The organism is Enterobacter cloacae complex sp. BZL2005 (assembly GCF_049238885.1).
In the GTDB taxonomy this organism is placed as follows: Bacteria; Pseudomonadota; Gammaproteobacteria; order Enterobacterales; family Enterobacteriaceae; genus Enterobacter; species Enterobacter roggenkampii.
In genome coordinates, this window is record NZ_JBMKGI010000024.1 from 22,336 (window position 1) to 29,301 (window position 6,966).

Sequence of the window (6,966 nt, forward strand, 5' to 3'; positions counted from 1 at the left end):
GGAACTGCAAAAATGACCGAACTGAAGAACGATCGTTATCTGCGTGCGCTGCTGCGCCAGCCCGTTGATGTCACCCCGGTGTGGATGATGCGCCAGGCGGGACGCTATCTGCCAGAGTACAAAGCCACGCGCGCGCAGGCGGGCGATTTTATGTCGCTGTGCAAAAACGCCGAGCTGGCCTGTGAAGTGACGCTCCAGCCGCTGCGCCGCTTCCCGCTGGATGCGGCGATCCTCTTCTCGGATATTCTGACCATTCCGGATGCGATGGGCCTTGGCCTGTACTTCGAAACCGGTGAAGGCCCGCGTTTTACCTCTCCGATCAGAAGCAAAGCGGACGTGGACAAGCTGCCGATCCCCGATCCGGAAGGCGAGCTGGGCTACGTGATGAACGCCGTGCGCACCATTCGCCGCGAGCTGAAAGGTGAAGTGCCGCTGATTGGCTTCTCCGGCAGCCCGTGGACGCTGGCGACCTATATGGTGGAAGGGGGCAGCAGCAAAGCCTTCACCCTGATTAAAAAGATGATGTACGCCGAGCCGCTGGCTCTGCATGCGCTGCTCGACAAGCTCGCGAAGAGCGTCACGCTCTACCTCAACGCGCAGATTAAAGCCGGTGCGCAGTCGGTGATGATTTTCGATACCTGGGGCGGCGTGCTGACCGGGCGTGATTATCAACAGTTCTCCCTGTATTACATGCATAAAATCGTTGACGGCCTGCTGCGCGAAAACGAAGGCCGCCGCGTGCCGGTGACGCTGTTCACCAAAGGTGGCGGTCAGTGGCTGGAAGCCATGGCGGCAACCGGCTGCGACGCACTGGGTCTCGACTGGACCACCGATATCGCTGATGCCCGCCGCCGCGTGGGCGACAAAGTGGCGCTTCAGGGCAATATGGACCCGTCCATGCTCTATGCGCCGCCTGCCCGTATTGAAGAAGAAGTGTCGACTATACTGTCTGGTTTCGGCCAGGGGGAAGGCCACGTCTTTAACCTCGGCCACGGTATTCATCAGGATGTGCCGCCAGAGCACGCAGGCGTATTTGTGGAGGCGGTGCATCGGCTTTCTGCCCAGTATCACAAGTAAGGAGTCGTTATGGATCTCGCGTCGCTACGCGCTCAACAAATCGAACTGGCCTCATCGGTGATCCGCGAGGATCGTCTGGATAAGGATCCTCCGCAGTACATTGGCGGAGCCGACGTCGGGTTTGAGCAGGGTGGGGACGTGACGCGAGCGGCGATGGTGGTCCTGAAATACCCTTCGCTCGAACTGGTGGAGTACAAGGTCGCGCGTATTGCCACCACCATGCCGTACATTCCGGGCTTTCTCTCCTTCCGCGAATATCCCGCGCTGCTGGCAGCGTGGGAGCAGCTTTCGCAAAAACCTGACCTGCTTTTTGTCGATGGGCACGGTATCTCACACCCGCGCCGTTTAGGCGTTGCCAGCCACTTTGGGCTGCTGGTGGATGTGCCGACCATCGGTGTCGCCAAGAAACGCCTGTGCGGCGCGTTTGAGCCACTCTCCGCCGAGCCGGGTGCGCTGGCACCGCTTATCCATAAAGGCGAGCAGCTGGCGTGGGTCTGGCGCAGCAAGGCACGCTGTAATCCGCTGTTCATCGCCACCGGCCATCGGGTGAGTATGGACAGCGCCCTGGCGTGGGTACAGCGCTGCATGAAGGGCTACCGCTTACCGGAGCCAACGCGCTGGGCTGACGCGGTGGCCTCTTCGCGTCCGGCTTTTGTTCGTTGGCAGGAAATTCAGCGATGATTCAGGTAAACTGCGCCTAATTTTCGATTCGAGAGATCATCATGCTACAAAACCCGATTCACCTGCGCCTTGAAAAGCTGGAAAGCTGGCAGCACGTCACCTTCATGGCTTGCCTGTGCGAGCGCATGTATCCCAACTATGCCGCGTTCTGCAAGCAGACCGGCTTTGGTGATGGCCATATCTACCGCCGCATTCTGGATCTGATCTGGGAAACGCTGACGGTGAAAGACGCGAAGGTGAATTTCGACTCTCAGCTCGAAAAGCTGGAAGAGGCGATCCCGGTGGCGGATGATTTTGACCTGTACGGCGTCTACCCGGCAATTGATGCCTGTGTGGCGTTAAGCGAATTGCTCCACTCCCGCCTGAGCGGTGAGACGCTGGAGCACGCTATCGAAGTCAGTAAGGCCTCTATCACCACCGTGGCGATGCTGGAAATGACCCAGGAAGGTCGCGAGATGACCGACGAAGAGCTGCGCGCAAACCCGGCCGTTGAGCAAGAATGGGATATCCAGTGGGAGATTTTCCGCCTGCTGGCAGAGTGTGAAGAACGCGACATTGAGCTGATCAAAGGGCTGCGCGCGGACTTACGTGAGGCCGGTGAGAGTAATATTGGTATAATTTTTAACCAATGAGATAAGAAAACTTGAGATAACGCCCGTTTTGTCGCTCCTCGACTCTTCCCTTTCGACCCTTGTCTGGTCTACATTTGGGGGGCGAAAAAAAGTGGCTATCGGTGCGTGTATGCAGGAGAGTGCTTTTTTGGCATTTTCGTCGCACTCGATGCTTAGCAAGCGATAAACACATTGAAAGGATAACTTATGAACAAGACTCAACTGATTGATGTAATTGCGGACAAGGCTGATCTGTCTAAAGTGCAGGCTAAAGCTGCTCTGGAATCTACCCTGGCTGCTATTACTGAGTCTCTGAAAGAAGGCGATGCTGTACAACTGGTTGGTTTCGGTACCTTCAAAGTGAACCACCGCGCTGAGCGTACTGGCCGCAACCCGCAGACCGGTAAAGAAATCAAAATCGCCGCAGCTAACGTGCCGGCATTTGTTTCTGGTAAAGCACTGAAAGACGCTGTTAAGTAAGACGCGTGGCAGTGAACAGTTTTAGCGAAGGGGCGGCAACGCCCCTTTTGTCTTTCTGGCGCGGAACGCTCGCGCTGGCAGGCGTGCTGCTGCTGTCAGCCTGTAGTCACGACACCACCCTGCCGCCGTTTACCGCCAGCGGCTACGCTGACAACCAGGGCGCGGTCAGGATCTGGCGTAAAGATTCCGGCAATGAAGTTCATCTGTTGTCTGCCTTCAGCCCGTGGCATAGCGGCAATACGTCGACGGCAGAATATCGCTGGCAGGGAGATGACCTCTCGCTGATTGAGCTGAACGTCTACAGCAAGACCCCCGAACACGTGAAAGTGCGTTTTGACGACCATGGCGAGCTGAGCTTTATGCAGCGTGAAGTCAGCGGTCAAAAACAGCAGCTTTCCAGCGACCAAATCGCCCTCTACCGTTACCGTGCCGAACAAATCCGCCAGACCAGCGATGCGCTTCGTCTGGGACGCGTCGTGCTGCGCCAGGGGCGCTGGCATAACGATGGAACGGTAACCACCTGCGAAGGGCAAACGGTGAAGCCTGAGCTTGAATCCTGGGCAACCGAACACATTCAACGCCGTCAGCGTCATTCATCAATGGACGTGAGCGTGGCGTGGCTGGAAGCGCCGGAAGGCTCTCAATTGCTATTGGTGGCGAACGAAGATTTCTGCACCTGGCAGCCGACAGAGAAGAGTTTTTGAGTTCTGTGGATTAAGCCGGATGGCGCTAACGCTTATCCGGCCTACGAACGATTCCCTCTCCCAGTGGGAGAGGGTGAGGGCGAGGAGGAATTACTCCCCCTGCTCACGCGCAATCGCGCGATAGCCGATATCCTGACGGCTAAAGCTACCGTTCCAGTGAATATCCGCCATCAGCGCATAGGCGCGCTTCTGTGCTTCTGCCACGGTATGGCCCAGCGCGGTCGCACACAGCACGCGGCCGCCGTTGGTCAGAACGCGATCGTCCTCAGCCAGCTTCGTACCGGCGTGGAACACCTTCGCACCGTCAATCTCTTCCAGCGGCAGACCGTGGATCTCATCACCGGTGCTGTAGTTGCCCGGATACCCCCCCGCAGCAATCACCACGCCGAGAGACGCACGCTCGTCCCACTCGGAGGTTTTCTCGTCCAGCTTGCCATCGCAGGCAGCCAGGCACAGCTCCACCAGATCGGATTTCATGCGCAGCATGATTGGCTGGGTTTCTGGATCGCCAAAGCGGCAGTTGAATTCGATGACCTTAGGGTTACCCTGCTTGTCGATCATCAGGCCTGCATAAAGGAAACCGGTGTAGGTATTGCCTTCTGCCGCCATTCCCTTCACGGTAGGCCAGATGATGCGATCCATGGTGCGCTGGTGGACGTCGTCAGTCACGACCGGCGCAGGGGAGTAAGCGCCCATCCCGCCGGTATTAGGCCCCGTGTCGCCATTGCCCACACGCTTGTGATCCTGGCTGGTGGCCATCGGCAGAACGTGCTCGCCGTCGACCATGACGATAAAGCTCGCCTCTTCACCGTCGAGGAACTCTTCAATCACGATGCGGTGGCCCGCATCGCCAAAGGCGTTACCTGCCAGCATATCCTGAACCGCGGCTTCGGCTTCTTCGAGCGTCATCGCGACGATCACGCCTTTACCCGCGGCCAGACCGTCGGCCTTGATAACAATCGGCGCGCCCTTCTCACGTAACCAGGCCAGAGCAGGCTCCACTTCAGTGAAATTCTGATATTCCGCCGTCGGGATGTTATGACGCGCGAGGAAATCTTTGGTGAAGGCCTTGGAGCCTTCCAGCTGCGCGGCGCCTTCCGTTGGGCCAAAGATTTTCAGGCCCGCTGCGCGGAACGCATCCACGACACCTATCACCAGCGGCGCTTCCGGACCGACGATGGTCAGGTCGATTTTCTCCTGCTGAGCAAAGCTCAACAGCGCCGGAATGTCGGTCACGCCGATAGCCACGTTCTGCAGCGCGGGCTCCAGCGCGGTACCGGCGTTGCCCGGTGCCACGAAGACCGTTTTAACCAGCGGAGACTGGGCCGCTTTCCACGCCAGCGCGTGCTCGCGTCCGCCGTTACCAATCACTAATACTTTCATTTTCTGCTCCGGGAATTAATGGCGGAAGTGACGCATGTCGGTGAAGATCATCGCAATGCCGTGTTCGTCGGCAGCAGCAATCACTTCGTCGTCGCGGATTGAGCCGCCTGGCTGGATCACGCAGGTGATGCCGACAGCGGCTGCGGCGTCGATACCGTCACGGAACGGGAAGAAGGCGTCAGAGGCCATGGCGGAGCCTTTGACTTCCAGGCCTTCATCGCCTGCTTTAATACCCGCGATTTTCGCCGAGTAAACGCGGCTCATCTGGCCTGCGCCTATCCCGATAGTCATGTTCTCTTTGGCATAGACGATGGCGTTGGATTTCACGAACTTCGCCACCTTCCAGCAGAACAGCGCGTCACGCAGCTCCTGTTCGGTCGGCTGACGTTTGGTCACCACGCGCAGGTCGGCTTCTGTCACCATCCCCAGATCGCGGTCCTGAACCAGCAGGCCGCCGTTCACGCGCTTGAAGTCCAGGCCCGGCACGCGTTCCGCCCACTGACCACAAACCAGTACACGCACGTTCTGTTTTGCCGCGGTGATTTTCAGCGCGTCTTCGGAGGCCGATGGCGCGATGATCACTTCAACAAACTGGCGGGAGATGATGGCCTGAGCGGTTTCAGCATCCAGCTCGCGGTTGAAGGCGATAATGCCGCCGAACGCGGAGGTCGGGTCGGTTTTGTAGGCGCGGTCGTAAGCGTCCAGGATAGAGGTACTGACCGCTACGCCACATGGGTTCGCATGCTTGACGATAACACAGGCCGGCTCGCTGAATTCTTTCACGCACTCCAGCGCTGCGTCTGTATCGGCAATGTTGTTATAGGAGAGCGCTTTGCCTTGCACCTGCTGGGCGGTCGCAACTGAGGCTTCTTTTACCTCTTCTTCTATATAGAAGGCAGCCTGCTGGTGGCTGTTCTCGCCGTAGCGCATATCCTGCTTCTTAATGAAGTTCAGATTCAGGGTGCGCGGGAAGCGGCCTGAAGGATCTTTGCTTTCACCGTGGTAAGCCGGCACCAGGCTACCGAAGTAGTTGGCGATCATGCTGTCGTACGCGGCGGTGTGCTCGAAGGCTTTGATGGCGAGGTCGAAACGCGTTTCCAGGGTCAGCGACCCATCGTTGGCGTCCATCTCATTAATAATGGCGCTGTAATCGCTGCTCTTGACCACGATGGCGACATCTTTATGGTTCTTGGCCGCAGAGCGCACCATGGTCGGGCCACCGATATCAATATTCTCTACGGCATCTTCCAGAGAGCAGCCTTCGCGCGCCACGGTCTGGGCGAACGGGTAGAGGTTAACGACAACCATGTCGATCGGCGCGATGTCGTGCTGTTCCATAATGGCGTCGTCCTGACCGCGACGGCCAAGAATACCGCCGTGGACTTTCGGGTGCAGGGTTTTGACGCGTCCATCCATCATTTCCGGGAAACCGGTGTAATCGGACACTTCGGTTACCGGCAGACCTTTATCTGCTAACAGGCGAGCGGTTCCACCTGTGGAAAGCAGCTCTACACCGCGTGCAGAAAGTGCCTGAGCGAATTCGACGATACCGGCTTTATCAGAAACACTGAGCAGAGCGCGGCGGACTGGACGACGTTGTTGCATGGTAAATCCCCTGGATTTCACGATTACAGAGAGCGTTAGATGAATTTTCCTGTGAAAAACTCATCTAACACACCTGACGAGGCATCCTAGTAAAGCGCGAGCATTTTAACGAAAACGTTTGCGCAACGCTCGCACATTTTCACTTTTTCGTATCATTGTGGATAAGTCTGTGCGTAAAAAGGTATAAGGCGGGGTTTTGCTGTGGAATTCAGCAGTCAGTCATTTTTCTGTCATTTAGCGGTTGCGGCCTGCGGAGAACTCCCTATAATGCGCCTCCATCGACACGGTGGATGTGAATCACTTCACACAACAAGCGGTTCGGTTGAAGAGAAAAAATCCTGAAATAACGGGTTGACTCTGAAAGAGGAAAGCGTAATATACGCCACCTCGCAACGGTGAGCGAAAGCCGCGTTGCACTGCTCTTT

Annotated in this window: 7 protein-coding genes; 5 read left to right on the forward strand and 2 right to left on the reverse strand. The window is 57.3% G+C overall.

The window, feature by feature from the left end; translation table 11 throughout:
- Positions 1–12 precede the first annotated feature (12 nt).
- The 5 genes from hemE to ACOTXI_RS23160 all read left to right on the forward strand — a co-directional run bounded on the left by hemE (position 13) and on the right by ACOTXI_RS23160 (position 3,553).
- Positions 13–1,077 carry a uroporphyrinogen decarboxylase gene (hemE, locus tag ACOTXI_RS23140; RefSeq protein ID WP_008503466.1) on the forward strand — a complete coding sequence of 355 codons (1,065 nt, stop codon included), beginning with the start codon at positions 13–15 and terminating at the stop codon, positions 1,075–1,077.
- A 9-nt stretch (positions 1,078–1,086) separates the two neighbouring features.
- Complete coding sequence (nfi, locus tag ACOTXI_RS23145) at positions 1,087–1,758, forward strand: deoxyribonuclease V (RefSeq protein WP_021242964.1); 672 nt, start codon at positions 1,087–1,089, stop codon at positions 1,756–1,758.
- A 41-nt stretch (positions 1,759–1,799) separates the two neighbouring features.
- Complete coding sequence (locus ACOTXI_RS23150; protein WP_008503468.1) at positions 1,800–2,390, forward strand: YjaG family protein; 591 nt, start codon at positions 1,800–1,802, stop codon at positions 2,388–2,390.
- A gap of 186 nt (positions 2,391–2,576) precedes the next feature.
- Entirely contained in the window at positions 2,577–2,849 is a 273-nt protein-coding gene (gene hupA / locus ACOTXI_RS23155) for a nucleoid-associated protein HU-alpha (RefSeq protein ID WP_002445246.1), read from the forward strand.
- An 11-nt stretch (positions 2,850–2,860) separates the two neighbouring features.
- Entirely contained in the window at positions 2,861–3,553 is a 693-nt protein-coding gene (locus ACOTXI_RS23160) for a DUF1481 domain-containing protein (protein ID WP_008503469.1), read from the forward strand.
- Positions 3,554–3,643: 90 nt separating this feature from the next.
- Here ACOTXI_RS23160 and purD read toward each other — a convergent pair whose 3' ends face one another.
- On the reverse strand, positions 3,644–4,936 hold the full coding sequence (gene purD, locus ACOTXI_RS23165) for a phosphoribosylamine--glycine ligase (protein ID WP_008503470.1): 1,293 nt from the start codon (positions 4,934–4,936) through the stop codon (positions 3,644–3,646).
- Between the two features lie 15 nt (positions 4,937–4,951).
- On the reverse strand, positions 4,952–6,541 hold the full coding sequence (gene purH / locus ACOTXI_RS23170) for a bifunctional phosphoribosylaminoimidazolecarboxamide formyltransferase/IMP cyclohydrolase (protein ID WP_058654399.1): 1,590 nt from the start codon (positions 6,539–6,541) through the stop codon (positions 4,952–4,954).
- Between the last annotated feature and the right edge of the window lie 425 nt (positions 6,542–6,966).